This window comes from Streptomyces sp. CB02366 (assembly GCF_001905905.1).
Lineage (GTDB): Bacteria > Actinomycetota > Actinomycetes > Streptomycetales > Streptomycetaceae > Streptomyces.
The window spans coordinates 966,418-990,684 of record NZ_LIVT01000003.1; the positions used below are offsets into that span (position 1 = coordinate 966,418).

At 71.0% G+C, this 24,267-nt stretch carries 23 protein-coding genes and 1 tRNA gene; 12 read left to right on the plus strand and 12 right to left on the minus strand.

Going from position 1 to position 24,267, the window contains the following annotated elements:
- Window positions 1–283 precede the first annotated feature (283 nt).
- On the plus strand, window positions 284–811 hold the full coding sequence (locus tag AMK24_RS12950) for a peptidylprolyl isomerase (RefSeq protein ID WP_073768896.1): 528 nt from the start codon (window positions 284–286) through the stop codon (window positions 809–811).
- 194 nt (window positions 812–1,005) lie between these two features.
- Window positions 1,006–1,908 carry a rhomboid family intramembrane serine protease gene (locus AMK24_RS12955; protein WP_073768231.1) on the plus strand — a complete coding sequence of 301 codons (903 nt, stop codon included), beginning with the start codon at window positions 1,006–1,008 and terminating at the stop codon, window positions 1,906–1,908.
- A gap of 416 nt (window positions 1,909–2,324) precedes the next feature.
- Here the strand turns inward: AMK24_RS12955 and crgA are convergent, their stop codons facing one another.
- Window positions 2,325–2,579: a cell division protein CrgA gene (gene crgA, locus AMK24_RS12960; protein ID WP_073768234.1), complete on the minus strand. Its 255-nt coding sequence runs from the start codon at window positions 2,577–2,579 to the stop codon at window positions 2,325–2,327.
- Between the two features lie 140 nt (window positions 2,580–2,719).
- On the opposite strand from crgA, the gene AMK24_RS12965 reads away from it, so the two are divergent.
- From AMK24_RS12965 to AMK24_RS12985, 5 genes are all read left to right on the plus strand, one after another.
- Complete coding sequence (locus AMK24_RS12965) at window positions 2,720–3,487, plus strand: DUF881 domain-containing protein (protein ID WP_242435135.1); 768 nt, start codon at window positions 2,720–2,722, stop codon at window positions 3,485–3,487.
- 357 nt (window positions 3,488–3,844) lie between these two features.
- Window positions 3,845–4,033 (plus strand): hypothetical protein, encoded by a 189-nt coding sequence (locus AMK24_RS12970; protein WP_073768240.1) that lies wholly within the window; start codon window positions 3,845–3,847, stop codon window positions 4,031–4,033.
- The gene (locus tag AMK24_RS12975) at window positions 4,030–4,668 is read left to right on the plus strand and encodes an aminodeoxychorismate/anthranilate synthase component II (protein ID WP_073768243.1); all 639 of its coding nucleotides are present in this window, start codon (window positions 4,030–4,032) and stop codon (window positions 4,666–4,668) included. The genes AMK24_RS12970 and AMK24_RS12975 overlap by 4 nt, the downstream gene beginning before the upstream one ends.
- On the plus strand, window positions 4,665–6,026 hold the full coding sequence (locus AMK24_RS12980; RefSeq protein WP_073768245.1) for a class E sortase: 1,362 nt from the start codon (window positions 4,665–4,667) through the stop codon (window positions 6,024–6,026). The genes AMK24_RS12975 and AMK24_RS12980 overlap by 4 nt, the downstream gene beginning before the upstream one ends.
- Window positions 6,027–6,051: 25 nt before the next feature.
- The gene (locus AMK24_RS12985; RefSeq protein ID WP_073768246.1) at window positions 6,052–6,777 is read left to right on the plus strand and encodes a class E sortase; all 726 of its coding nucleotides are present in this window, start codon (window positions 6,052–6,054) and stop codon (window positions 6,775–6,777) included.
- A 93-nt stretch (window positions 6,778–6,870) separates the two neighbouring features.
- On the opposite strand, the gene pknB is transcribed toward AMK24_RS12985, so the two are convergent.
- From pknB to AMK24_RS13015, 6 genes are all read right to left on the minus strand, one after another.
- Window positions 6,871–8,859, minus strand: coding sequence for a Stk1 family PASTA domain-containing Ser/Thr kinase (gene pknB / locus AMK24_RS12990; RefSeq protein ID WP_073768248.1), 1,989 nt, complete (start codon window positions 8,857–8,859; stop codon window positions 6,871–6,873).
- Between the two features lie 172 nt (window positions 8,860–9,031).
- Entirely contained in the window at window positions 9,032–10,489 is a 1,458-nt protein-coding gene (locus AMK24_RS12995; RefSeq protein WP_073768250.1) for a peptidoglycan D,D-transpeptidase FtsI family protein, read from the minus strand.
- Entirely contained in the window at window positions 10,486–11,886 is a 1,401-nt protein-coding gene (locus tag AMK24_RS13000) for an FtsW/RodA/SpoVE family cell cycle protein (RefSeq protein WP_073768252.1), read from the minus strand. The genes AMK24_RS12995 and AMK24_RS13000 overlap by 4 nt, the downstream gene beginning before the upstream one ends.
- A 22-nt stretch (window positions 11,887–11,908) precedes the next feature.
- Window positions 11,909–13,408 (minus strand): PP2C family protein-serine/threonine phosphatase, encoded by a 1,500-nt coding sequence (locus AMK24_RS13005; RefSeq protein WP_073768254.1) that lies wholly within the window; start codon window positions 13,406–13,408, stop codon window positions 11,909–11,911.
- Window positions 13,409–13,543: 135 nt separating this feature from the next.
- The gene (locus AMK24_RS13010; RefSeq protein ID WP_073768256.1) at window positions 13,544–14,062 is read right to left on the minus strand and encodes an FHA domain-containing protein FhaB/FipA; all 519 of its coding nucleotides are present in this window, start codon (window positions 14,060–14,062) and stop codon (window positions 13,544–13,546) included.
- A 10-nt stretch (window positions 14,063–14,072) separates the two neighbouring features.
- On the minus strand, window positions 14,073–14,921 hold the full coding sequence (locus AMK24_RS13015; RefSeq protein ID WP_073768258.1) for an FhaA domain-containing protein: 849 nt from the start codon (window positions 14,919–14,921) through the stop codon (window positions 14,073–14,075).
- Between the two features lie 360 nt (window positions 14,922–15,281).
- On the opposite strand from AMK24_RS13015, the gene AMK24_RS13020 reads away from it, so the two are divergent.
- The 5 genes from AMK24_RS13020 to AMK24_RS13040 all read left to right on the plus strand — a co-directional run bounded on the left by AMK24_RS13020 (window position 15,282) and on the right by AMK24_RS13040 (window position 20,271).
- Window positions 15,282–15,364, plus strand: a tRNA-Leu gene (locus AMK24_RS13020).
- A gap of 546 nt (window positions 15,365–15,910) precedes the next feature.
- Entirely contained in the window at window positions 15,911–16,720 is an 810-nt protein-coding gene (locus AMK24_RS13025) for a ScbR family autoregulator-binding transcription factor (RefSeq protein WP_073768260.1), read from the plus strand.
- Window positions 16,721–17,197: 477 nt separating this feature from the next.
- Window positions 17,198–18,631 carry a DUF2252 domain-containing protein gene (locus AMK24_RS13030; protein WP_242435136.1) on the plus strand — a complete coding sequence of 478 codons (1,434 nt, stop codon included), beginning with the start codon at window positions 17,198–17,200 and terminating at the stop codon, window positions 18,629–18,631.
- Between the two features lie 316 nt (window positions 18,632–18,947).
- Window positions 18,948–19,880: a hypothetical protein gene (locus AMK24_RS13035; RefSeq protein WP_073768262.1), complete on the plus strand. Its 933-nt coding sequence runs from the start codon at window positions 18,948–18,950 to the stop codon at window positions 19,878–19,880.
- A gap of 46 nt (window positions 19,881–19,926) precedes the next feature.
- Entirely contained in the window at window positions 19,927–20,271 is a 345-nt protein-coding gene (locus AMK24_RS13040; RefSeq protein WP_073768264.1) for a rhodanese-like domain-containing protein, read from the plus strand.
- A gap of 319 nt (window positions 20,272–20,590) precedes the next feature.
- On the opposite strand, the gene AMK24_RS13045 is transcribed toward AMK24_RS13040, so the two are convergent.
- The 5 genes from AMK24_RS13045 to paaA are packed head-to-tail and all read right to left on the minus strand — an operon-like array spanning window position 20,591 to window position 24,229.
- The gene (locus AMK24_RS13045) at window positions 20,591–21,649 is read right to left on the minus strand and encodes a 2Fe-2S iron-sulfur cluster-binding protein (RefSeq protein ID WP_073768266.1); all 1,059 of its coding nucleotides are present in this window, start codon (window positions 21,647–21,649) and stop codon (window positions 20,591–20,593) included.
- Window positions 21,650–22,147: a 1,2-phenylacetyl-CoA epoxidase subunit PaaD gene (gene paaD / locus AMK24_RS13050; protein ID WP_073768268.1), complete on the minus strand. Its 498-nt coding sequence runs from the start codon at window positions 22,145–22,147 to the stop codon at window positions 21,650–21,652.
- Complete coding sequence (gene paaC, locus AMK24_RS13055) at window positions 22,141–22,857, minus strand: 1,2-phenylacetyl-CoA epoxidase subunit PaaC (protein WP_073768270.1); 717 nt, start codon at window positions 22,855–22,857, stop codon at window positions 22,141–22,143. Before paaC ends, paaD begins: the two co-directional genes overlap by 7 nt.
- The gene (paaB, locus tag AMK24_RS13060) at window positions 22,854–23,144 is read right to left on the minus strand and encodes a 1,2-phenylacetyl-CoA epoxidase subunit PaaB (RefSeq protein WP_030115881.1); all 291 of its coding nucleotides are present in this window, start codon (window positions 23,142–23,144) and stop codon (window positions 22,854–22,856) included. The genes paaC and paaB overlap by 4 nt, the downstream gene beginning before the upstream one ends.
- Window positions 23,141–24,229, minus strand: coding sequence for a 1,2-phenylacetyl-CoA epoxidase subunit PaaA (gene paaA, locus AMK24_RS13065; protein ID WP_073768272.1), 1,089 nt, complete (start codon window positions 24,227–24,229; stop codon window positions 23,141–23,143). The genes paaB and paaA overlap by 4 nt, the downstream gene beginning before the upstream one ends.
- Window positions 24,230–24,267: the final 38 nt, after the last annotated feature.

Consider the following 24,267-nt stretch of genomic DNA (forward strand, 5'->3'; position numbering starts at 1 on the left):
AAATCATGCCTGTTGCGGCCATGCCCGGCATGCGGGGCGGGCATCCGGGTCATGATCCTCATGTGAGGCCGGAACGGTTCACGCAGGTGAAACCGCTCATATGGTCGAAACGGTTCATGTGGCCGAAACGGTTCATGTGGAGTGTGCCGACGACAATGCCATGGTTCGGTGGTGGACGCGCCGCTTCGCTCGCCATCCGGCCGTACGTTTCCCGGTCCGTGGGAGGATCGGAGGACGTCGGCGCGGGATGTGGCGGCAGGTGAAGGACGAGGGAAGGCAGATCGTGGCCGAGCAGCTTTACGCCACCGTGAAGACCAACCAGGGCGACATCGCGATCCGGCTGCTGCCGAACCACGCCCCCAAGACGGTCAGGAACTTCGTCGAGCTGGCCACCGGGCAGCGCGAGTGGACCAACCCGGAGACCGGCGAGAAGACCACGGACCCGCTGTACGACGGCACCGTCTTCCACCGGGTGATCAGCGGTTTCATGATCCAGGGCGGCGATCCGCTGGGCAACGGCACGGGCGGCCCCGGCTACCGGTTCGCCGACGAGTTCCACCCCGAGCTGGGCTTCACCAAGCCGTACCTGCTGGCCATGGCGAACGCGGGGCCGGGGACCAACGGCTCGCAGTTCTTCCTGACCGTGTCCCCCACCGCCTGGCTGACCGGCAAGCACACCATCTTCGGCGAGGTGGCGGACGAGGCGGGCCGCAAGGTCGTCGACGCCATCGCGGCCGTCCCGACCAACCCGCGCACCCACCGCCCGCTGCAGGACGTGGTGATCGAGTCCGTGGTCATCGAGACCCGCTGAGCGGAGGGGACACGCGCGCACCCGATACGCGCGCCGGGCGGACCGGCGGCTCCCGGGAGTGTGGGGGCGTCCTTCGGGGGGAAGCGGTCGGGGAACCAACCGCCCCGCCCGTCCGTACCGAGAAGGGGCGGGCCGCCGGGGCGGAGCTGTCCCCGTCATCCGGGCGACGAGTATCGAGAGGCAGGTCGGGACTGATGGACCAGCAGCCGCCGGCGGATCGCGGCGCCTCGGGGAGCGGTGCGCCGACGCCGTCCTGCTACCGCCATCCCGACCGCGAGACGGGTGTCAGCTGTACGCGCTGCGGGCGGCCGATCTGTCCCGAGTGCATGGTCAGCGCATCGGTCGGCTTCCAGTGCCCCGACTGCGTACGCCAGGGCTCGGGCGCCGGCCACCACCCGGCGGCCGGGCGTCCGCGCACGGTGGCGGGCGGTTCGGTGACCGCCGATCCGAGCCTGGTCACCAAGATCCTGCTCGGCGTCAACCTGGCCGTCTTCCTCCTGGTGACGATCCGTCCCGCGCTGGTGGGGGACCTGACGCTGGTCGGGCTGACGTGGGACCGCGAGCCCCCGCCGGGGGCCTTGGCGGGTGTCGCCGAGGGCCAGTGGTACCGCTTGCTGACCTCGATGTTCCTGCATCAGGAAGTGGTGCACATCGCGTTCAACATGCTGGGCCTCTGGTGGCTCGGCAGGCAGCTGGAGGCGGCGCTCGGCCGGTCCCGCTATCTCGCCCTCTACCTGCTGTCCGGTCTCGCCGGGAGCGCGCTGACCTACCTGCTCGCCCCGCCCGGCGAGCAGTCGCTCGGAGCCTCCGGCGCGATCTACGGGCTGTTCGGCGCGACCGCCGTCCTGATGCGCCGGATGAACTACGACATGCGTCCGGTGCTCGTCCTGCTGGCGCTGAACCTGTTCTTCACCTTCAGCTGGGGCGGCATCGCCTGGGAGGCGCACATCGGCGGCCTGGTGGCGGGCGTCGTCATCGCCGTCGGCCTGGTCCACGCCCCGCGCGAGCGGCGTACGGCGGTGCAGGCCGGGGTGTGCGCGCTCGTCCTGCTGGCCGCCGCGGGAATGATCGTCGCCCGCACGATGGAGCTGACCTGAGCGGGGCGCGGGAGACCGGTGGACCACCGGGCGGATGCCCGGAACGGGCGGGAAAAGTCGCTTTCCGCCCCTGGGGGCACCGAAGTTGTCCACAGTGTGCACGGAATCTTGTGCACGGTAGGAGGAACAGGTGTTCCTCGGTCGCCGATCCGGCTTTCTCCGCCTGGGCGACGGGAGGCAGCCCCCCCGGGGCGAGGGAGGCTGCGGTCGCACCGGCGTCAACGTGAGCGGAAGTTATCCACAGATCGTCTGACCTTTTCCCCCGGTTGTGGATAACGCTGTGGGTAACTCAGGGCAGAGCTTGCCTGGAAGGGTGCCGAGCGGGTACACGGAGAGCGGCCGACCGTCGCGGAGACGACGGCACCGACCTCACCGACCTCACTGACATCACCGGCGTCACCGAACGGGGAGGGGTGTCACTTCCACTGCGTCGAGACGGCGAAACCGCCGGCGATGAAGCCGAAGCCGACCACGATGTTCCAGTTGCCCAGGGAGTCGATCGGGAGATCGCCCTCGGTCACGTAGAACACCACGATCCAGGCCAGCCCGATGAGGAACAGGGCCAGCATCACCGGGGCGACCCAGCTGCGGTTGGTCAGCTTTATGGCCGTTGCCTGCTTCGCCGGGGGCGGCGTGAAGTCGGCCTTCTTGCGGATACGTGACTTCGGCACGAGGGACTCTCCTGTCGATGCGCTGCGTGACCGCGCAGGGATCTGTGGCGGGCGCCGGGGCGGGAGCCAGGGGGAATGCCGCCTCCCCCGAGCGTCCGTTAGCGTAGTGCTTCTCCGGCGCCTGATGAGATAAGGGTACGTTGAGCAATTCTGCCGACTCCCCCCAAGGCCCGGGCCGGCGCACCTCGGTGTGGGCGGCCCGGGGGCTCACCGCTGCGGTCTTCGCCCTGGCCGGGCTGATCTTCGTCACCAGCGCCAACGCCGCCAAGGGCACCGACCTGCGCAGCGACTCCTCCCTGCTCAAGCTCTCCGACCTGATCCGGGAGCGCAGCGAGAAGAACGGCCGCCTGAACGACGCGGCCGCCGCCGTGCGCACGGACATCGACGCCCTCGCCCAGCGCGACGACGGCTCCACCGAGGCCGAGGACGCCAAGCTGAAGGCCCTGGAGAAGGCGGCCGGCACCGAGAAGATCAGCGGCGGATCGGTGAGTGTGACCCTCGACGACGCACCCCCGGACGCGACCGCCAACCCCGGCTACCCCGAACCCCAGCCCAACGACCTGGTCATCCACCAGCAGGACCTCCAGGCCGTGGTGAACGCCCTCTGGCAGGGCGGGGCGCGCGGGATCCAGGTGATGGACCAGAGGCTGATCTCCACCAGCGCGGTCCGCTGTGTGGGCAACACGCTGATCCTCCAGGGCCGCGTCTACTCCCCGCCCTACAAGGTCACCGCGGTCGGCGACCCCGACAGGCTCAAGCGGGCGCTCAACGAGTCCTCCGCCATCCAGAACTACCTGCTGTACGTGAAGGCGTACGGGCTGGGCTGGAAGGTCGACGAGGACCGGGCGGTGACTCTTCCCGGGTACTCGGGCACCGTGGACCTGCACTACGCGCGGCCCGTGCAGTGAGCCCGCGCCGCGCCCCCGCGGAGGCCGTCCGCGCCGACGTGGCCGGAGCCGGCATCTTCCGGACCCGGGGGACGGGTAGTTCCGGCGCCCCCGCCCCGTCCCGGCCGGTCCGGCGCCCCGCGGCTCCGGCTTCGAGGGCCCCGGGCACGGCCTGACGCTCACCGCGTGCGAGCCGAAGGGGGGCAGCGGCCACCGGCCGGTCGCCCGGGCGCGTCCGGACGCGGTGCAGCCGGTGCACGATGGCCGGCCGCCGGGCCTCCCCGGCCGGGCCGCGCCCGCTCCGGGGTTTTCCACCGCTGCCCCACGCCCGGGCCGCCGCCCTTTAGTCTGGTGCGGGTACCGAATGGAGGAAACAGCATGTACGGCTGGATCTGGCGGCATCTGCCGGGCAACGCGTGGGTGCGGGGCTTCATCTCGCTCGTGCTGATCCTGGCGGTCGTCTACGTGCTGTTCCAGTACGTGTTCCCGTGGGCGGAGCCGCTGCTCCCGTTCGGTGATGTGACCGTCGACGGCCAGAGCGCCGAGGGAGCAGGAGCCGGCCGGTGACCGCACGCGTCCTCGTGGTGGACAACTACGACAGCTTCGTCTTCAACCTCGTCCAGTACCTCTACCAACTCGGCGCCGAGTGCGAGGTGCTGCGCAACGACGAGGTGACCACCGCCCACGCCCAGGACGGCTTCGACGGCGTCCTGCTGTCACCCGGCCCCGGTACGCCCGAACAGGCCGGCGTCTGCGTCGAGATGGTGCGCCACTGCGCGGAGACCGGCGTTCCGGTCTTCGGCGTCTGCCTGGGGATGCAGTCGATGGCCGTCGCGTACGGCGGCGTCGTCGACCGGGCCCCCGAACTGCTGCACGGCAAGACGTCCCCGGTGACCCACGAGGGCAAGGGCGTGTTCGCCGGACTGCCGTCCCCGTTCACCGCCACGCGCTACCACTCGCTCGCCGCCGAACCCAGCGCGCTGCCGCCGGAGTTGGAGGTCACCGCCCGCACGGCGGACGGCATCGTCATGGGGCTGCGCCACCGCGACCGGGCGGTGGAGGGGGTGCAGTTCCACCCCGAGTCGGTGCTCACCGAGCACGGTCACCTGATGCTCGCCAACTGGCTGGAGCAGTGCGGGGACCAGGGGGCCGTCGCCCGGTCGGCCGGACTCGCGCCGGTGGTGGGCAAGGCCGTCGCGTGACCGGGGGCCGCCCCGGACACGGCGCCGGACCGGAGAATCCTTCCGCGCACGGGGCGCACGGGGGTTACGGGGCCGACGGCGCGTTCACGGCGGCGGTGGACGGCCTCGCGGACCCGCTCAACGACCCGCTGCCCGGCGGGCACACGTCGCCGTGGTTCCGGACGGGCGCCCTTCCGGCCGTGGAACCCGCGCGCGGGGCCGGACACGTACCCTCTCCGGGCCCTCAGGGGGCCCAGGGAGCCCCGAACGAGTGGTATGACCCCGCCGGGTACCAACGGGACTGGTACGGGCCCCAGGAGCCGTCCGCACGAGGAGCGGCCGACGCTCCGGTGGCGTCCGCGTCGGCGGCGCCCCCGCCCTCCGGGGTTCCGGCGGCCCTCGTCGAAGGGCGGGCTCCGGCTCCGGCTCCGGCCTTCTCCGCCGAGCCCCGTACCGAGGTCTTCGGCGCCGTCGACGCGGGGGCCGCGGGGCCGCGCACCGAAGTCCTCTCCCCCGTCCCGGGCGGGCCCGCCGCCTCCGCCCCTTCCGCCGTCCCGCCCCCCGCCCCCGGCGGACGCGCCGAGCGGCGTCGGGCGGCCAAGGCGCGCGGCCGGCGGCGCCAGGGGCCGGCCCCCGGGCAGAGCGCCCCGGCCGCCCCGGCCCCGGCGTCCCGGCTGGAGGCGCGGCGCGCGGCGCGAGCGGCGAAGGACAGCCCGGCGGTCGTCGCCAGCCGGCTGGTCGGCGAGACGTTCATCTCGCTGGGCGTCCTGATGCTGCTGTTCGTCACCTACCAGCTCTGGTGGACCAACGTCCGGGCCGAGCAGATCGCCGGCAAGGAGACCAGCCGGATCCAGGACGAGTGGGCCAGCGGCGACCGCACGCCCGGGGTGTTCGCGCCCGGCGAGGGCTTCGCGATCATGCACATACCCAAGCTGGACGTCGTCGCCCCGATCGCCGAGGGCATCGACAAGGAGAAGGTCCTCGACCGGGGGATGATCGGCCACTACGGCGAGGGCGAGCTCAAGACGGCGATGCCCTCCGACAAGCAGGGCAACTTCGCGGTGGCGGGCCACCGCAACACCCACGGCGAACCCTTCCGCTACGTCAACAAGCTCACCCCCGGCGACCCGATCGTGGTCGAGACACGGGACGCTTACTACACGTACGAGATGACCGGCATCCTTCCGCAGACCTCGCCGTCGAACGTTTCCGTGATCGAGCCGGTGCCGGTCGGTTCCGGGTTCGAGAAGCCGGGCAGGTACCTCACGCTGACGACCTGTACGCCGGAATTCACGAGTACCTACCGGATGATCGTCTGGGGCAAGATGGTCGACGAACGGCCGCGCAGCAAGGGGAAGCCCGACGCGCTCGTCGGCTGAACATCCTCACGACAGGGACGGTGCGGTGACAGCGAGGACCGAGCACGACGAGCGGACCGGCACGTCCGCGTCCCCGCCCCCGCCCCGCCGCCACCCCGTCGCGACGGCCGTCGGCGTCTTCGGCGAGCTGCTGATCACCGCCGGCCTGGTGCTCGCGCTGTTCGTCGCGTACTCCCTGTGGTGGACCAACGTGCTCGCCGACCGCGAGGCCGGCAAGCAGGGCGACACGGTCCGCAGCCGGTGGGCGGGCGGCCCGGGCGCCCTGGACACCAAGGACGGCATCGGCTTCCTGCACGTGCCCGCCATGGAGAACGGCGAGGTGCTGGTCAAGAAGGGCACCGACCCCGAGACCCTGAACAACGGCATCGCGGGCTACTACACGGACCCGGTGGAGTCGGCACTCCCCTGGGACGACGAGGGCAACTTCACGCTGGCCGCCCACCGGGACGGACACGGCGCGAAGTTCCACAACATCCACAAGCTCCGGAACGGCGACCCGGTCGTCTTCGAGACCAAGGACACCTGGTATGTCTACAAGGTCTACAAGACGCTCCCCGAGACCTCGAAGTTCAACGTCGACGTGATCCAGCCGGTCCCCGAGGAGTCGGGCGTCGAGAAGCCCGGCCGGTACATCACGCTGACGACCTGCACCCCGGTCTACACCTCGAAGTACCGGTACATCGTGTGGGGTGAGCTGGAGCGCACGGAGAAGGTCGACAAGGACCGCACGAAGCCGGCCGAACTGCGCTGAGCGGCGCGTGGGCGCCCCCGTACACGGGAAGGGCCCCGGCCACCACGAGATGGTGGCCGGGGCCCTTCCGTACGGGGCGGGGCGGGCGGCGGTTCAGTCGTCGCCCATGCCTCCGAAGAGGCCGCCGCCCCCTCCGTTTCCGCCACCGCCGCCCTCGATGGTCACCAGCATGACGGTGCTGCCCTTGTCGGCCTCCGTGGTCGGCGCCGGACTGCTGGTGATCACCCTGGCGTTCGGCTTGTCGACCGAGTTCGGGGCGAGCTGGACCACGAAGCCGAGCGCTTCGAGCTGGCCCTTGGCGTCCTGATAGGACTTGCCCGCGATGTCGCCGGGGATCTGGACCTTCTCCGGCTGGGCCGGGCCCTTGGAGACCTTGAGGACGATCTGCACGTCCTTGCCCTGCTTGCTGGGGCCGGTCGGGCTCTGCTCGATGACCTCACCCGCCGGCTTGTCCGACTCCACGTCGGTCCGCGAGACGTTGGTGAAGCCGATGCCCAGAAGCTGCTGCTGCGCCGCCTCGAACGTACGGGTCCGCATGTCGGGCAGGTCGAGCGTGGCCTGGACGGCCACGGTGATGGTGACCTCGGACTCCTCGTCGGCCTGGGCGCCGCCCTTGGGGTCCTGCTTGACCACCGTCCCCTCGGGCTTCTCGGACTCCGTCGTGGTGACGTTGACCGTGAAGCCCTTCTTCTCCAGCTCCTCGCGGGCGCCGTCCTCGGACTTCTCCAGGACGTTGGGCACCTCGACCGTGGGCGCTCCGGAGGAGACGACGACCGTGACGGTGCCGTCCTTGTCCATCACCGCGTCGGGCGACGGGTCCTGCGAGCAGATCTGGCCCTTCTCCTGCTGCTCGCACGGCTCCTCGGCGCCCTTCTTCACGGTGACGCCGGTTCTGGCCGCGAGCGTCTCCGCCTCCTCGAGCGTGGAACCCACCAGGTTCGGGGCCTTGACCTGGTTGTCGCTCTCGTTCTCGGAGAAGACCACGCGGCCGATCAGGATGGCGCCGATGAGCACCAGGACGCCCGCGACGACCAGGAGGATCGTCGAGGTGTTGCTCTTCTTCTGCTGGCGCCGGCGGCCCCCGCGGTCGTCGTAGCCGTAGCCGCCGCCGTCCGGGTCGACGGGGGGCAGCATCGAGGTCTGCGCGTGGTTCGGGTCGGTCGGGCGCAGGGCGGTCGTCGGCTGGTCGCTGTCGTAGCCCCCGTACGCCGCGGCGCCCATCGCCGCCGTGGCCGCGACCGGCTGGCCGTCGAGGCACGCCTCGATGTCGGCGCGCATCTCGTCGGCGGACTGGTAGCGGTAGTCCGGGTCCTTGGTGAGCGCCTTCAGCACGATCGCGTCCATCTCGGGCGTGATCTCGGGGTCGAAGTTGCTCGGCGGCTGCGGCTCCTCCCGGACGTGCTGATAGGCCACCGCGACGGGCGAGTCCCCGACGAACGGAGGCCGTACGGCGAGCAGTTCGTACAGCAGGCAACCCGTGGAGTACAGGTCGGAGCGGGCGTCGACCTGCTCGCCCTTGGCTTGCTCCGGAGAGAGGTACTGGGCGGTGCCGATGACCGCGGCGGTCTGCGTCATCGTCATGCCGGAGTCGCCCATGGCGCGGGCGATGCCGAAGTCCATGACCTTGACCTGGCCGGTGCGCGTCAGCATGACGTTCGCCGGCTTGATGTCGCGGTGGACGATCTGGGCGCGGTGCGAGTACTCCAGGGCCTGGAGGATGCCGACGGTCATCTCCAGCGTGCGCTCGGGGAGCAGTCTGCGACCGGAGTGCAGCAGTTCCCTCAGCGTCGACCCGTCGACGTACTCCATCACGATGTACGGGATGGAGACCCCGTCGACGTAGTCCTCGCCGGTGTCGTACACGGCGACGATCGCGGGGTGGTTGAGCGAGGCGGCCGACTGGGCCTCTCGGCGGAACCGGGCCTGGAACGACGGATCGCGGGCCAGGTCGACCCGGAGCGTCTTCACCGCTACGGTGCGGCCGAGCCGGGTGTCGTGGGCGAGGTAGACCTCGGCCATGCCACCACGGCCGAGCACCGAGCCCAGCTCGTACCGGCCGCCGAGGCGACGCGGCTCTTCCATAACTGTTCCAGCCCTCTCCGTCAGTCCCGACCGCACCCGTGTGTGGTCCGCGGCGGTGCGCTGTTCGCGCATACGCTACCGGGCACGGGTGAAGTGATCCGCCCGCACCCGGCAACCCGATATCCGACCGGTATCCGATGTCCGGTATGACGGGCGGCCGTGGTGACAGGTCTCACTTCCCGCTGTCGATGACCGCCTTCATCACATCGCGTGCGATGGGGGCGGCCAGCCCGCCACCGGAGATGTCGTCCCGGTTGGCGTTGCCGTCCTCGACCACGACGGCGACGGCGACCGGGGACCCGTCGCCGGTCTTCGCGTACGAGATGAACCAGGCGTACGGCTTCTCGCTGTTGTTCAGACCGTGCTGGGCGGTACCGGTCTTGCCGCCCACTGTGACGCCGGGGATCCGGGCGTTGGTTCCCGTGCCGTCCTTGACGACGGTCTCCATCATCCGCTGGATCTTCTGGGCGTTCTCACCGGAGAGCGCGCGGCTGAGTTCCCGGGGCTCGTGGGTGTAGACCGGGTCCAGGTCGGGCGCCTGGCGCTCGGCGACCATGTACGGCTGCATCAGCTTGCCGTCGTTGGCGATCGCGGAGGCCACCATGGCCATCTGGAGCGGGGTGGTGCGGTTGGACGCCTGACCGATGCCGGCCATGGCGTTCTGCGGCTTGTTGTCCTCGGGGTAGACGCTCGCGTCGGCGCGGACGGGGGTGAAGACTTCCTTGTTGAAGCCGAACCGGTCCGTCTGCTCGATCATCTTCTTGTTGCCGAGGTCGTCGCTCATCTTCCCGAAGACGGTGTTGCACGACACCCGCAGGGCCTCCCGCAGCGAGGCGTTCTCGCAGGGGATGTTCCCCTCGTTCCTGAGCTGCGTGGTGGACTGCGGCAGCGTCCAGGGCAGCGGGGAGTCCGTCTTGGCGTCGATGTCGTCGTAGAGGCCGTTCTCCAGGGCCGCGGCGGCGGTGACGACCTTGAAGGTGGAGCCCGGGGGGTAGGTCTCGCGCAACGCCCGGTTGAGCATCGGCTTGTCCTTGTCCTCCAGGAGCTTCTGCCGGGCCTCGGCGTCCTTCTCGGAGTTGCCCGCGAACACCGAGGGGTCGTACGAGGGGGTGCTCGCCAGGGCCAGGATGGCGCCGGTCTTCGGGTCGAGGGCGACGACGGCGCCCTTCTTCTCGCCGAGCCCCTTGAAGGCGGCCTTCTGGGCGTCGCCGTTCAGGGTGGTGACGACGTTGCCGCCCTGCTTCTTCTCCCCGGTGAACATGGAGAGGGTGCGGTTGAAGAACAGCTGGTCGTCGTTGCCCGTGAGGATGCCGTCCTCCAGCTTCTCCAACTGCGAGGAGTCGAACGCCTGCGAGGAGTAGCCGGTGACGGGGGCCCACAGGGGCCCGTTCTTCCAGACGCGCTTGTAGGTGAAGTCGCTGCCGTCGGTCTCGACGGAGCCGGTGACCGCCTTGCCGTCCACGATGATGTCGCCCCGCTCGTGGGCGTACCGCTCGATGCGGATGCGGCGGTTCTCCTCCCGGGCGGTCAGCTCGTCGGCCCGGACGTACTGGATCCAGTTGTCCCGGAGGAGGAGGGCGAACATCAGGAGGCCGCAGAAGATCGCGACCCGGCGCAGCGGCTTGTTCACGGACGGACCACCTGGGTCATCTCGGCGTCGGTGGAGGGGGCGGGGGCCGGCGCGGGGCGGCGCGCGGTGTCACTGATCCGGATCAGGATGCCGATCAGCGCCCAGTTGGCGATGACGGACGAGCCACCGGCGGCCAGGAACGGCATCGTCATACCGGTGAGCGGGATCAGCCCCATGACACCGCCGGCGACGACGAAGACCTGGATGGCGAAGGCGCCGGAGAGGCCGATGGCCAGCAGCTTGCCGAACGGGTCGCGGGCGGCGAGCGCGGTGCGCACACCGCGTTCGACGATCAGCCCGTACAGCAGGAGGAACGCCATCACGCCGGCGAGCCCGAGCTCCTCGCCCACGGTGGCGAGGATGAAGTCGGTGTTGGCCGCGAAGAGGATGAGGTCGGAGTTGCCCTGGCCGAGGCCGGTGCCGAGCGTGCCGCCGGAGCCGAAGGCCATCAGCACCTGGGCCATCTGCTCACTGGCGGCGTGCGTTCCCCAGCCCGCGAAGGGATCGAGCCAGGCGGTGACACGGTCCTGCACGTGCGGCTCGAAGGAGGCCACGCCGACCGCGCCCACGGCCGACATGGTGAGGCCGAAGACGATCCAGCTGGTGCGCTCGGTCGCCACGTAGAGCATGACGACGAACATGCCGAAGAAGAGGAGCGAGGTGCCGAGGTCGGTCTCGAAGACGAGGATCAGGATCGACATCGCCCAGATGGCCAGGATGGGGCCGAGGTCCCGGCCGCGGGGCAGGTACATGCCCATGAAGCGGCGGCTGGCGAGGGCCAGGGCGTCGCGCTTCACCATGAGGTAGCCGGAGAAGAAGACCGCGATGACGATCTTGGCGAACTCGCCGGGCTGGATGGAGCCGATGCCGGGGATGGTGATCCAGATCTTCGCGCCGAACTGGGCCGGGAAGAACATCGGCAGGATCAGCAGGATGAGCGCCACCACCATGGAGATGTAGGTGTAGCGCTGGAGGATGCGATGGTCCTTGAGCAGGAGCAGCACGCCGACGAACAGGGCCACGCCGAGCGCCGAGAAGATCAGCTGCTTCGAGGCGGCGGGCGCGAAGCTGGGGAGCCGCGCCAGCCGTTCCGACTGGTCCAGGCGCCAGATCAGCGCCAGGCCCAGGCCGTTGAGCAGGGTGGCCAGCGGCAGCAGCAGCGGATCGGCGTACTTGGCGAACCTGCGCACCACGAGGTGCGCGACGCCGCCGAGCAGGGCGAGGCCCGCACCGTAGCCGAGCATGCCCGCGGGCAGTTCGCCGTTGAGGGCGAGGCCCACGTTGGCGTAGGCGAACACCGAGATGGCGACGGCGAAGACGACGAGTGCCAGCTCGGTGTTGCGGCGGCTCGGTGCGTCGATCGCGCCGATGGTGGTCGTGTTGGTGACAACGCTCATGGTGCTGAAGGCCCCCTACGGCTTACTGCTTCCCGCACTGCGGGACCAGCTTTTTCTCTTCCTCCGAGAGGCTGGGGCCGGGAGTGGGAGCGGTGGTCGGCTTGGTCCCCTTGGCGGAGGACGTGGCGGAAGTCCTGGCAGCGGGGGCCCCGGCGGTGCCGCCGGCCTCGCCCTCGCCCGTGCGGACCCGGTTCTCGGCGTCGGCCGCGCGGCGCTGCGCGTCCTTCTTGCAGGCGGAGGCCTGGGCGGCGAGCTCGGCGATCTTCTGGCGGGCGTCGGTGATGCTGCCCTCGGCGATCGTCGACTCGACCTGCTTGCGCTGGTACGGCGGCAGGTACTTGAGCTCGATCTCGGGGTGGTTCTTCTCGACCTTCGAGAGCGAGATCCAGGCGAGGTCCTGGCTGATGCCCTGGAAGAGGGCGACGTTCTCGTCCTGGGTGCCGACGTAGTACTGCGTCTGCGTCCAGCGGTAGCCCCCGTAGAGGCCGCCGCCGATCACGGCCAGCGCGAGCACGATGTAGACGGAGCGCTTGAGCCACGGGCGGCCGCCGCGCGGTTTGACGAAGTCCTCGTCCGTGTAGGCGTCGTAGGAGCCCTCCGGCATGCCCCCGTACCCGGAGTCGCCGCTGCCGGGCGGACCGAAGCCGCCGGCGGGCGGGGCGGCGGGGCGGCCGAGGCCGGCCGCGCGTCCGGCGGGCGTCTGCATGGCTCCGCCGTCGCCCAGCTGGGCCTGGTTCTCCGCGACCGCGCCGACGACGACCGGGGTGTCGTTGAGCCGGCCGGCCAGGGTGTCGTTGTTGTCGACGTCCAGGACGTCGGCGACGATGCAGGTGATGTTGTCGGGGCCGCCGCCGCGCAGGGCGAGCTGGATCAGCTCCTGGATGGTCTCCTGGGGGCCCTGATAGCTGGCGAGGGTCTCTTCCATGGTCTGGTGCGAGACGACGCCGGAGAGGCCGTCCGAGCAGATCAGGTAGCGGTCGCCGGACCGGACCTCACGGATGGAGAGATCCGGCTCGACGTGGTCGCCGCTGCCCAGCGCCCGCATCAGCAGGGAGCGCTGGGGGTGGGTGGTGGCCTCTTCCTCGGTGATCCGGCCCTCGTCGACGAGGCGCTGCACCCAGGTGTGGTCCTGGGTGATCTGCGTCAGGACGCCGTCGCGCAGCAGGTACGCGCGGGAGTCGCCGACGTGCACCAGGCCCAGGCGCCGGCCGGTCCAGAGCAGGGCGGTGAGCGTGGTGCCCATGCCCTCCAGCTGGGGGTCCTCCTCGACCATGACGCGCAACTGGTCGTTGGCCTGCTGCACGGCGGAGCCGAGCGAGGTCAGGAGGTCGGATCCCGGTACGTCGTCGTCGAGCGGGACGAGCGTGGAGATCACCTCGGAGCTGGCGACCTCCCCGGCCGCCTGGCCGCCCATGCCGTCGGCGATGGCGAGGAGGCGGGGACCGGCGTAGCCGGAGTCCTCGTTGCCCTCCCGGATCATGCCCTTGTGCGACCCCGCGGCGAAGCGCAGCGACAGACTCATGCGCGCCTGCCCCGTCGACTCCGCCTCGGGGTACAGCCTGTCTCGAGCCACACTGCCCACCCTCCGGTCGGGAACCGGGCAGCGTCCACCGTCGGGACCGCCGCGGCTCGCTCGCTCCGCTCGCTCATTGTCGTACTACTTCCGCAGCTCGATGACGGTCTTGCCGATACGGATCGGCGCGCCCAGCGGAACTGGTGTCGGGGTGGTGAGCCGGGTCCGTTCCAGATACGTGCCGTTGGTGGACCCGAGATCCTCGACGATCCACTGGCCGTCACGGTCCGGATAGATCCTGGCATGCCTGCTGGACGCGTAGTCGTCGTCCAGCACGATCGTCGAATCATGGGCCCGGCCGAGGGTGATGGTCTGGCCCTGGAGGGCGACCGTGGTGCCCGTGAGCGTGCCCTCGGACACGACCAGCTTGGTCGGTGCGCCCCGGCGCTGCCGGCCGGGCTGCTGGCGCTGCTGAGGCGGCGCTGCTTGTTGTTGTTGGCGTCCCTGCTGCGGGCGCGTTTCGGCGGCACCGCGGCGTGAGCCGCGTTGCGTTACGCGCGTTCCGAACAGATCGCTGCGGATGACCTGGACGGCCACGATGACGAACAGCCACAGAACAGCCAGGAAACCTAGCCGCATGACCGTAAGGGTCAGCTCTGACATTGCCCCCGCTTCACCCTTCGGCTTGCCGGTAAACGATGGTGGTGCTGCCCACGACGATCCGCGAGCCGTCGCGGAGCGTAGCGCGGGTGGTGTGCTGCCCGTCTACCACGATGCCGTTGGTAGACCCGAGATCCTGGATCGTCGAGGGCGTTCCGGTCCGGATCTCACAGTGCCGGCGCGATACGCCGGGGTCGTCGATCCGCACGTCGGCGTCGGTGGATCGTCCCATCACCAACGTCGGGCGGGAGATCTGATGGCGGGTGCCGTTGATCTCGATCCAGCGCCGGGTCCGGGCGTCCGGCATGGGGCCGGGCGCGGCCGGAGGGCGCCGGTCGTTCGTGGGGGCCGGGGGCCGTCCGGAGCCCGGCGGCGGGGCCGCGGGCATCGGCGGAGCGGCGCTCGGGGGGTAGCCGTAGCCGCCCGGGGCGGCGGGCCGCCCGGCGGGGGGCTGGTGGGGGTGTCCCGCCGGGTCCTGCTGTGACGTGCTCGACGCCAGGGTGCGGCTGCGGACCCGGTAGAGCCCCGTGTCGAGGTCGTCGGCCTTCTCCAGGTGAACCTTGATCGGTCCCATGAAGGTGTAGCGCTGCTGCTTGGCGTAGTCGCGCACCAGCCCGGAGAGTTCGTCGCCCAGCTGCCCGGAGTACGGGCTGAGCCGCTCGTAGTCGGGCGTGCTGAGCTCGACGATGAAGTCGTTGGGGACGACGGTCCGTTCGCGGTTCCAGATCGTCGCGTTGTTGTCGCACTCGCGCTGGAGCGCGCCGGCGATCTCGACGGGCTGCACCTCGGACTTGAAGACCTTGGCGAAGGTGCCGTTGACCAGCCCCTCGAGGCGTTGCTCGAAACGCTTCATGACCCCCACGGGGCACCTCCTCCGTTGTCATCGTCCCTGTACTGCTTACTGATCGTATCCACGCGTCGGGAAATCGGCTGGTTCCCCTTGTCTGGGCTGTGGATGAGTGTCACCCCTCACACGGATCGTAGAGGTGGCCTCCTCCCAGTGTCCCGCACCCGGGGCGCACTCAGAAGGAGTGGGGGAGAGGGCGGGGGGTTCCCGGCCCGGCGGGGCGGGGGTTCTCGGCCGAGGGGTTCCGGGTTCCCGCTTCCCCTCCGGGGGGCGGTGAAACAACGGATGTGAATCCACCCTGTCCAGCGTGCTAATCTTCCGGATGTCGCCAGGCGCTCGCACCACACGGTGAGAGAGTCTGAAAACACCACTCATGCGCGAGTGGCGGAACGGCAGACGCGCTGGCTTCAGGTGCCAGTGTCCTTCGGGACGTGGGGGTTCAAATCCCCCCTCGCGCACAAGCGGGACATCGATAGCGGGTGTCCTTGCAGTAACGACGGAACGGTCGGCATCGTGATCACGATGCCGACCGTTCCTCGTTTTTGTCACCCCTGTCCCCCTGTCCCCGTGCTTCCTTGCTTCCGTGCTTTTTCGTTTCCCTGCTTTCTCGGCGTTCAGGCGGGGTGACGTACGGGGACGCGTTACCGCACGGCGTCGACGGGTACCGGATCTCACATCGCGGGGGACCGAGGTGATCGCACCGAGGTGATCGCGGGGGACCGGGGTGATCGCGGTGAAACCAGGTGTGAGCCTTCCGGGGTTCGATCCTTGATGGCGGTGTCCGTGTTTTCGGTGAGCGGCCCGGGTACGGACAGGCGCGTGGGAAGGAGCGGCAGCGGCGGTCGTCCGCGGGCGGGGAGGAGCCTCCCGGGTCCGGGAGCACGGTTTCCGGACAGACCGAGAGCCGGCGCGGCGACGCGTTTGCATACGCTGGCCGTAGAGGTTGGATCGACGGCGGCTCGGCGGCGAAGGGCCGAGCGCACAGAACGTCCCGGAGGCAGGAAATGGCGAAGCAGGCTCGCGCGGTCCAGACGTGGCGGTCGATCGTGGACGCCGCGGCGAGTGTCTTCGACGACTACGGCTACGAGCGTGCCGCCATCTCGGAGATCCTCCGTCGTGCCAACGTCACCAAGGGGGCCCTGTACTTCCACTTCGCCTCCAAGGAGGCCATCGCGCAGGCGATCATGGACGAGCAGACGTCCACGGTCGTGTTCGAGCAGGAGGGCTCACCGCTCCAGTCCCTGGTGGACGGCGGTCAGCAGTTCGCCTTCGCCCTGCGCCACAACGCGATGGCCCGCGCGGGCACCAGGCTCTCCATCGAGGGCGTCTTCCTGGGCGGCCCGCACCCGTGGGGCGACTGGATCGACGCGACCGCCCGGATGCTGGAGCTGGGGCAGGAGCGCGGGGAGGTGTTTCCGCAGATCGACCCCATGGTGTCGGCCAAAATCATCGTCGCCTCGTTCACCGGTATCCAGCTGGTCTCGGAAGCCGATTCCGGTCGCGCCGATCTGCGGGAACAGGTGGCGGAGATGTGGCGCCACATCCTGCCCTCGATCGCTCACCCCGGTGTCATCGCCCACATCAAGCCGGAGGGTCGAGTGGATCTGGCCGCCCAGGCGCGCGAGAAGGCGGAGCGGGAGGAACGAGAGGCCCGGGCCGCTGCGGAAGGCAGGGGCGCAGGCTCCGATCCGGCCTCGAACGCGGGCTCCCGCGCGGGCGGTGCGGAGATGCGAAGCGGCGGCACCGGTTCGCGGGCCGACGAGGGCGAGGAGGAGCCGGCGGGCGCCGGGGTCGCGGCCGGAGGGTCTGTCTGAACCGGCTCGGCTCGGGGTCGGGATGGGCTTCGGCGGGCGATGGACGCCTCTCGCGCGGTGCTGTGCGTAGCTGCGTTTCTCCTGTGGTGCGTTATTTCTCGGGCAGCGCCATGTTTCACGTGAAACACCCGATTCATCATGATCATCATACAGCGCGGCCGTAGTGTTCCGGCTGCCCCGGGAGGGGTGATCTGCCCCGCCGGAGAGGGGGCCGCGAGCGCTCCGCGCGTAATTCTGGACAACTTCGCAGTGCTTCCTTTTGCTTACTTTTAGTCACCGTCGTTTCGTGTCATCGCGGCCTCGTGTCATCGCGTCAGGCCGGGTGGGATCGGGGCGGGCTTCGCACGGTTGTCCACAGGGCCCCGCGCTTCCTGCGCGGCGGCGGTACCGTCTTGCTCGGTCACTGAGGGCCAGGGCCGCCGCCCGCCCGGCGAGACGGGCGGACGGAAGCGGTACGAGGGTGAGGGGTGACGCTCCATGAGTGGAACCGGGGCGACGACGCCTGAGCAGCGGACCACGGGCGAGGACCCGCGTATTCCGATGGTGCCCGGGTTCGCCCGGCGGGGGGCCGGCTCATCGCCCAAGGCCGCGGGCAAGGCGTTGCGCGAACGGGTGCCGCGGTCCTCGCACGCCTCGTTGTCCCTGCCCCCGGGACGGCCGGACGCCGTGCGGGCGGTCGAGGAGTCGAACCGGGGCCGGGTGCCGGGCCTGACGCCGATACGGGTGGGCCGGATGGCGGCCACCCCGTTCGCCTTCCTGCGGGGCGCGGCCGGGCTGATGGCCCACGACCTGACGGGCAGCCCCGTCAGCGGGGTGGGCGCCCAGCTCTGCGGTGACGCGCACGCGGCCAACTTCGGCCTCTACGGCGACGCCCGGGGCAGCCTGACCATCGATCTGAACGACTTCGACGAGACCGTCTTCGGGCCGTGGGAGTGGGACCTCAAGCGGCTCGCCACCTCCCTGGTGCTCGCGGGCCGGGCCGCCGGAGCCGACGAGGACACGTGCCGCCGGGGCGCGTACGACGCCGTAGGGGCCTACCGGCGCACGATGCGGCTGTTGGCCCGGCTGCCCGCCCTCGACGCCTGGAACGCGATCGCCGACGAGGAACTCGTCTCGCACACGGACGCGCGTGACCTGGTCGGCACGCTGGAGCGGGTTTCGGAGAAGGCCCGTCACAACACCAGTGCCCGCTTCGCCTCCCGCTCCACCGAGGAGTGCCCCGACGGCGGCCGGCGCTTCGTGGACGCCCGGCCCGTGCTCCGGCGGGTGCCGGACGCGGAGGCCGCGGCCGTGGCCTCCGGACTCGGCGGCTATCTCTCCACGGTCTCCGAGGACCGGGTGCCGCTGCTGGCCCGCTACGCGATCCACGACGTGGCGTTCCGGGTGGTCGGCACCGGGAGCGTGGGGACGCGTTCGTACGTGGTGCTGCTGCTCGACCACCGCGGCGAGCCGCTGATACTCCAGGTGAAGGAGGCGCGCCCTTCGGTGCTCGCCCCCCATCTGCCGACGGTCGGCTTCGACGTGCCGGAGGCGGCGCACGAGGGCCGCCGGGTGGTGCTGGGGCAGAAGCGGATGCAGGTCGTCAGCGACATCCTGCTCGGCTGGGCGGACGTCGAGGGCAGGCAGTACCAGGTCCGGCAGTTCCGAAACCGCAAGGGCAGCGTGGACCCCGCCGCGCTCCCCGCCGACCAGGTGGACGACTACGGGCGGATGACCGGCGCGCTGCTCGCCAGGGCGCACGCGCACAGTGCGGACCCCCGCCTGCTGGCGGGCTACTGCGGGAAGAACGACGAACTGGACGAGGCGGTGGCCGCCTTCGCCGTGACGTACGCCGACCGTACGGAGGCGGATCACGCCGAGCTGGTGCGGGCGGTCAAGGCGGGCAGGCTGGCCGCCGAGTTCGGTATATGACGGGCCCGTGAGGCGTACGGCGGTCAGGGCCTGTCGTCGCACCGGCGTCGTCGCCCGGCAGGCGGCAGGTCGACGACAGGCCCTGAGTGAGGCGGCCACAGGACGGTTTCCCGGTGCGGACGCAGGACGGTTCCGTGAGGCGTACGACGGTTTCGTGAGGCGGGCAGGCCGCTGCCGGGTACCCGGAGCGGGGTCCGGAGGCGAGGGGCGGCGGCACGGCCGGTGAGGCGGCGGACCCCGGGGCCGTGGCGGCCGGGCTGCGGCGGGGCCCCACCGGGTGTGCCGCGGCGCACTGCCGGGGCCATACGCTGGACGGGTGACCGACGAAGCCGCCGGGGTGCCGACCACCCGGAACGATGAAGACCGGCAGGGCAGCGAGCGCCCGGACGCGCCGCAGCCCGGGCCGGAAGCGCAGCACGACGGCCCCGGGGAGCCCGGCGCCGCCGGGGGGGCTGGCGGGCCCGAGGACGCCGCTCCACGCCCGGAGGCGCGGCTGGCCAAGGCTGTGCAGGCCGCGGAGCAGGCGTTGATCGAGTTCGAGATCGCGGTGGAGACCTTCCGGGTGGAGGTGGAGAACTTCTCCCGCCTGCACCACCAGAGGCTCGGTCCGATGTACGCCCGCCTCGACGAGCTGGACGCGCTGATCGCTGAGGCTCGGGCGGCCCGTACCCAGGACCCGGAGGACGAGCGCAAGGCGCGCGAGGCGCGGGCGGCGGTTCTGCCGATGCCCGGCGTGGACGAGTTGTTCCACGACTGGATGGACGGCGACGGGCTCTCCCCCGAGGCGGCGGCCATGCTCACCGAGCAGCCGGTCCGGCCTCCGAAGCGGGTCCGGCCGAGCGAGGAGGCCCGCAGGCTCTACCGGGAGCTGGCCCGCAAGGCGCACCCGGACCTCGCCCAGGACGAGACGGAGCGGCAGCGCCGGGACGAGTTCATCGCCCGCGTCAACGCCGCCTACGGCCGAGGCGACGTCGAGCTGCTCAAGGAACTCGTCGAGGAGTGGGCGGCGGGCCCGGCGCAGCCCCCGGCCCCGCTGAGCGAGAGCGAGGAGCTCTACGCCCGGCTGGAGTGGCTCACCCGGCGCAAGGAGCTGTTGACCGTACTCGCCAAGGAGCTGGAGGAGGGGCCCATCGGCTCGATGCTGCGGATGGCCCCGGACGACCCCGACCAGTTGTTGGAGGACATCGCGGAGCAGCTGCTGGGTGAGGTGTCCCGCCGTGAGACCGAGCTGGCGGAAATGGTGCAGTAGCGTTCCCGGTGACCCTGCCGCGTACGTACGAGAGAAGGCATGACCCATGAATTTCGCCCCGCTGCCCTCGGTCGCCGCCGCGGAGGTGCCGTCGGACGGCTTCGTCCTGGACGTCCGTGAGAACGACGAGTGGGCGGCCGGCCACGTCGAGGGCGCGCTGCACATTCCGATGAGCGACTTCGTGGGCCGCTTCGGCGAGGTGACCCAGGCCGCCGAGGACGGTCGGCGCGTGTACGTGATGTGCCGGGTCGGCGGCCGGTCGGCCCAGGTCACCCAGTACCTGGTCCAGCAGGGGCTCGACGCGGTGAACATCGACGGCGGCATGCAGGCGTGGGACGGCGCAGGACGCCCGATGACCACGGACGACGGGACGCCCGCCTTCGTCCTCTGAGGCCGCCCCCGGAGTCGGACGAGCGCGGTTCCCGCGCCCTTTGGACCCGTACCCTGCCGGGCCCCGGGTTCCGGCGGGCGGTGTCGGCCGGGCGGGTGGTCGGCCGTCGCGACCGCGCAGCTCTCCAGCAACGGGATTCCGGCCGGCGCCTTCGCCGCTTCCCGCGGGACCGGCCGGAGCGCGCTCGGGTCGAGCCCCACCCCTCCACGGGCCGGCGACACCGTGATCCCGAACAGGACCGTGTGCGCCGTCTCGCCCCGCCGCTCCCGGCCGATGTCCTCCGCGACGCGACGGTACCGGGGCGGGGGGCGGGGTGGTCTCAGCGGTCGAAGTCCAACTCCACCTCCGGGGTGAGCGGATGCGACTGGCAGGCCAGCACGAAGCCCGCCTCGGTCTCCTCCGGCTCCAGCGCGAAGTTGCGGTCCATCCGGACCTCGCCGGTGACGAGGAACGCCCGGCAGGTCCCGCACACCCCGCCCTTGCAGGCGTACGGAGCGTCCGCGCGGCTCCGCAGCACCGTCTCCAGCAGGGATTCGGCGTCCTGTACGGGCCAACTGCCCGAACGGCCGTGGAGGGTGGCCGTCAGCACGGAGTCGGAAGGCGCCGCGACCTTGGCCGCCGTCGTGGCGGGAGGGGCCTCGTCGACGTGGAAGATCTCCTGGTGGACCCGGGAGCGGTCGACGCCGAGCGCACGCAGCGCCCTCTCGGCGCCCCGTACGAGGCCGAGCGGCCCGCACAGGAACCAGCCGTCCACCTCGGGGACCGGCAGGACGGCGGGCAGCAGGCCGGTGAGCCGTTCGGTGTCCAAACGCCCGGAGGGGAGACCGGCCGCCTGCTCCTCCCGGGAGAGCGCGGTGACCAGCTGGAAGCGGCCCGGATACCGGTCCTTGAGATCGGCCACCTCCTCCAGGAACATCGTCGAGGCCGCCGTACGGTCACCGCGGATCAGACAGAACCGGGCCGTGGGCTCCCGGTCGAGCAGAGTGGCCGCCATGGACAGCACCGGGGTGATGCCGCTGCCCCCGACCACCGCGGCGAACAGCCCCGGGCGCGGCCTCAGGACGAACCTGCCCATCGGCGGCATGGCCTCCACCAGGTCCCCCACGGCCAGCTCCTTCAGCGCGTACGTGGAGAAGGCCCCGCCCTCGACCATGCGGATGCCCACGCGCAGCACCGGATCGCCGGGCGGCTCGACGGCCGGAGCGCAGATCGAGTACGAACGGCGGACCTCCTGGCCGTCCACGGTGTAGCGCACGTTCAGATGCTGGCCGGGGAAATGGCGGAAGGTCTCGCGCAGCTCGGCCGGCACGGCGAGGGTCACGGCCACCGCGTCGTCCGTGATCCGTTCGATCGCGCTGACCCGGAGCGGATGGAACATCTACAACTCCTTGAAGTGGTCGAACGGTTCACGGCAGGCGACGCAGCGCCGCAGGGCCTTGCACGCCGTGGAGGAGAACCGGCTGAGCAGCTCGGTGTCGGTGGAGCCGCAGTGCGGGCAGCGCACCGACAGCGTCAGGGGCACGGGACCGCCGTCGGCGCTGTGGGCACGGGGCGGGGCTATGCCGAACTCGGTGAGCTTGCGGCGTCCTTCGGCGCTGATGTCGTCCGTCGACCAGGCCGGCGCCAGGACCGTGACGACGGAGACCTCCGGTACACCGTGGTCGTGCAGCACCCGCTCGATATCGGCGGACATGGCCTCGATCGCCGGGCAGCCGGTGTACGTCGGGGTGAGGTGCACGGTCACCCGGCCCGGCCCTTCCAGCCGGACGTCCCGCAGGACGCCCAGCTCCGCCAGGGTCAGCACCGGCAGCTCGGGGTCGGGCACGGATCCGGCGAGGTCGCGCAGCTCCGCCTCCAGCCGGGTGTCCGTCACCATGACGCCCCCGGGTGGCTTCGGTGCAGATGCTGCATCTCGGCGATCATGCGGCCGAACGGCTCGGTGTGCAGGCCCTGCCGGCCCGCGCCCGCCGCCCAGCCCCCGGACTGCGGTCCCGTCGGCAGGGTCAGTGTGGCGCGCTCGACGACGTCGGCGACGGCGGCGAGCCACCTGCTCCGCAGTTCCTCGCGGTCGACGCCGGAGGGCGGGCCGTCCAGTCCGTCGACCGGCTGGAACATCTCACCGGTGAACCGCCACAGCGCGTCCAGCCCGGCCTGCATCCGGCGGTGGCTCTCCTCGGTGCCGTCCCCGAGTCTGAGGACCCACTGCTCGGCGTGGTCGCGGTGGTAGGCGACCTCCTTGACGGCCTTGGCCGCCAGGGGGGCGAACTCGCCGTCTCCGGCCGCCAGCCGCTCGTACAGCAGGTGCTGGTACACCGAGAAGTAGAGCTGTCGGGCGATGGTGTGGGCGAAGTCCCCGTTCGGCTGCTCGACCAGCTGGAGGTTGCGGAAGGCGCGCTCCTCGCGGAGATACGCCAGCTCGTCCTCGTCCCCGACGAGCGAGAGCAGCACCCGTGCCTGCCCGAGCAGGTCCAGGGCGATGTTGGCGAGGGCCACCTCCTCCTCCAGGACCGGGGCGTGACCGGCCCACTCCCCCAGCCGGTGCGAGAGCACCAGCGCGTCGTCGCCGAGGGCGAGTGCGGCGCTCACAGGTGCTTCACCCCGTCCGGGATCTCGTAGAACGTCGGGTGGCGGTAGGGCTTGTCGGCGGCCGGCTCGAAGAAGGAGTCCTTCTCGTCGGGGGAGGAGGCGGTGACCGCGGTGGACGGGACCACCCAGATCGAAACGCCCTCCGAGCGGCGGGTGTAGAGGTCGCGGGCGTTGCGCAGGGCCATTTCGGCGTCCGGCGCGTGCAGGCTGCCCGCGTGGGTGTGGGACAGCCCGCGCCGCGAGCGCACGAACACCTCCCACAGGGGCCAGTCGGTCGAGCTGCTCATGCCGTCTCCTCCTCGTGCCGCGCGGACGCGCCGGTCCGTGCCGATGGCTTGTCCCGTGCTGATGCCGTCGCCGGTGCCGCCGCCGACGAGGAGGACGGGGACGGCTTCGGGGCGTGTTTGGCGGCGTACGCGGCCGCCGCCTCCCGGACCCAGGCGCCCTCCTCGTGGGCCGTGCGCCGCTGGGCGATCCGCTGTTCGTTGCAGGGGCCGTTGCCCTTGAGGACCTCCTGGAACTCCGACCAGTCGATCGCGCCGAAGTCGTGCCGGCCCAGCTCCTCGTTCCACCGGATGTCGGGGTCGGGGAGCTCCAGGCCCAGCGCCTCGGCCTGAGGCACGCAGATGTCCACGAAGCGGCGGCGCAACTCGTCGTTGGAGTGCCGCTTGATCTTCCAGGCCATGGACTGCTCGGAGTGCGACGAGGCGTCGTCGGGCGGGCCGAACATCATCAGGGAGGGCCACCACCAGCGGTTCACCGCGTCCTGGGCCATGGCGTGCTGGGCCTCGGTGCCGCGGCTGAGGGCCAGGAGCAGTTCGTACCCCTGGCGCTGGTGGAAGGACTCCTCCTTGCAGATGCGGACCATCGCACGGGCGTAGGGGCCGTAGGAGCAGCGGCAGAGCGGTACCTGGTTGGTGATCGCCGCCCCGTCCACCAGCCAGCCGATCGCGCCGACGTCGGCCCAGGTCAGCGTGGGGTAGTTGAAGATCGAGGAGTAGCGCTGGCGGCCCGCGTGGAGCTTGTCGAGCAATTCGTCGCGGCTGGCGCCCAGGGTCTCGGCCGCGCTGTAGAGGTACAGGCCGTGACCGGCCTCGTCCTGCACCTTGGCCATGAGGATCGCCTTGCGGCGCAGCGAGGGCGCCCGGGTGATCCAGTTGGCCTCGGGCTGCATGCCGATGATCTCGGAGTGGGCGTGCTGGGCCATCTGACGGATCAGCGTCGCCCGGTAGGCGTCCGGCATCCAGTCGCGCGGCTCGATCCGCTCGTCCGCCGCCACGGTCGCGTCGAAGGCCGCGACGAGGTCCGCGTCCGTCGTCTCCGCCGTGCCGAACGTCTTCTGCGTCTTCTGGTCCGCAGTCACTGCCGCCATCCCGCGCTCCCTACCGACCGATCGTTCGGTTCCTTGAC

What these genes read in the sequence shown, in the direction of transcription:
- AMK24_RS12955 (WP_073768231.1), top strand. Translation starts at nt 1,006, where the DNA reads ATGGACCAGCAGCCGCCGGCGGATCGCGGCGCCTCGGGGAGCGGTGCG.
- AMK24_RS12970 (WP_073768240.1), top strand. Translation starts at nt 3,845, where the DNA reads ATGTACGGCTGGATCTGGCGGCATCTGCCGGGCAACGCGTGGGTGCGG.
- pknB (WP_073768248.1), bottom strand. Translation starts at nt 8,859, where the DNA reads ATGGAAGAGCCGCGTCGCCTCGGCGGCCGGTACGAGCTGGGCTCGGTG.
- AMK24_RS13000 (WP_073768252.1), bottom strand. Translation starts at nt 11,886, where the DNA reads ATGAGCGTTGTCACCAACACGACCACCATCGGCGCGATCGACGCACCG.
- AMK24_RS13005 (WP_073768254.1), bottom strand. Translation starts at nt 13,408, where the DNA reads ATGAGTCTGTCGCTGCGCTTCGCCGCGGGGTCGCACAAGGGCATGATC.
- AMK24_RS13010 (WP_073768256.1), bottom strand. Translation starts at nt 14,062, where the DNA reads ATGTCAGAGCTGACCCTTACGGTCATGCGGCTAGGTTTCCTGGCTGTT.
- AMK24_RS13025 (WP_073768260.1), top strand. Translation starts at nt 15,911, where the DNA reads ATGGCGAAGCAGGCTCGCGCGGTCCAGACGTGGCGGTCGATCGTGGAC.
- AMK24_RS13030 (WP_242435136.1), top strand. Translation starts at nt 17,198, where the DNA reads ATGAGTGGAACCGGGGCGACGACGCCTGAGCAGCGGACCACGGGCGAG.
- AMK24_RS13040 (WP_073768264.1), top strand. Translation starts at nt 19,927, where the DNA reads ATGAATTTCGCCCCGCTGCCCTCGGTCGCCGCCGCGGAGGTGCCGTCG.
- AMK24_RS13045 (WP_073768266.1), bottom strand. Translation starts at nt 21,649, where the DNA reads ATGTTCCATCCGCTCCGGGTCAGCGCGATCGAACGGATCACGGACGAC.
- paaD (WP_073768268.1), bottom strand. Translation starts at nt 22,147, where the DNA reads ATGGTGACGGACACCCGGCTGGAGGCGGAGCTGCGCGACCTCGCCGGA.
- paaB (WP_030115881.1), bottom strand. Translation starts at nt 23,144, where the DNA reads ATGAGCAGCTCGACCGACTGGCCCCTGTGGGAGGTGTTCGTGCGCTCG.
- paaA (WP_073768272.1), bottom strand. Translation starts at nt 24,229, where the DNA reads ATGGCGGCAGTGACTGCGGACCAGAAGACGCAGAAGACGTTCGGCACG.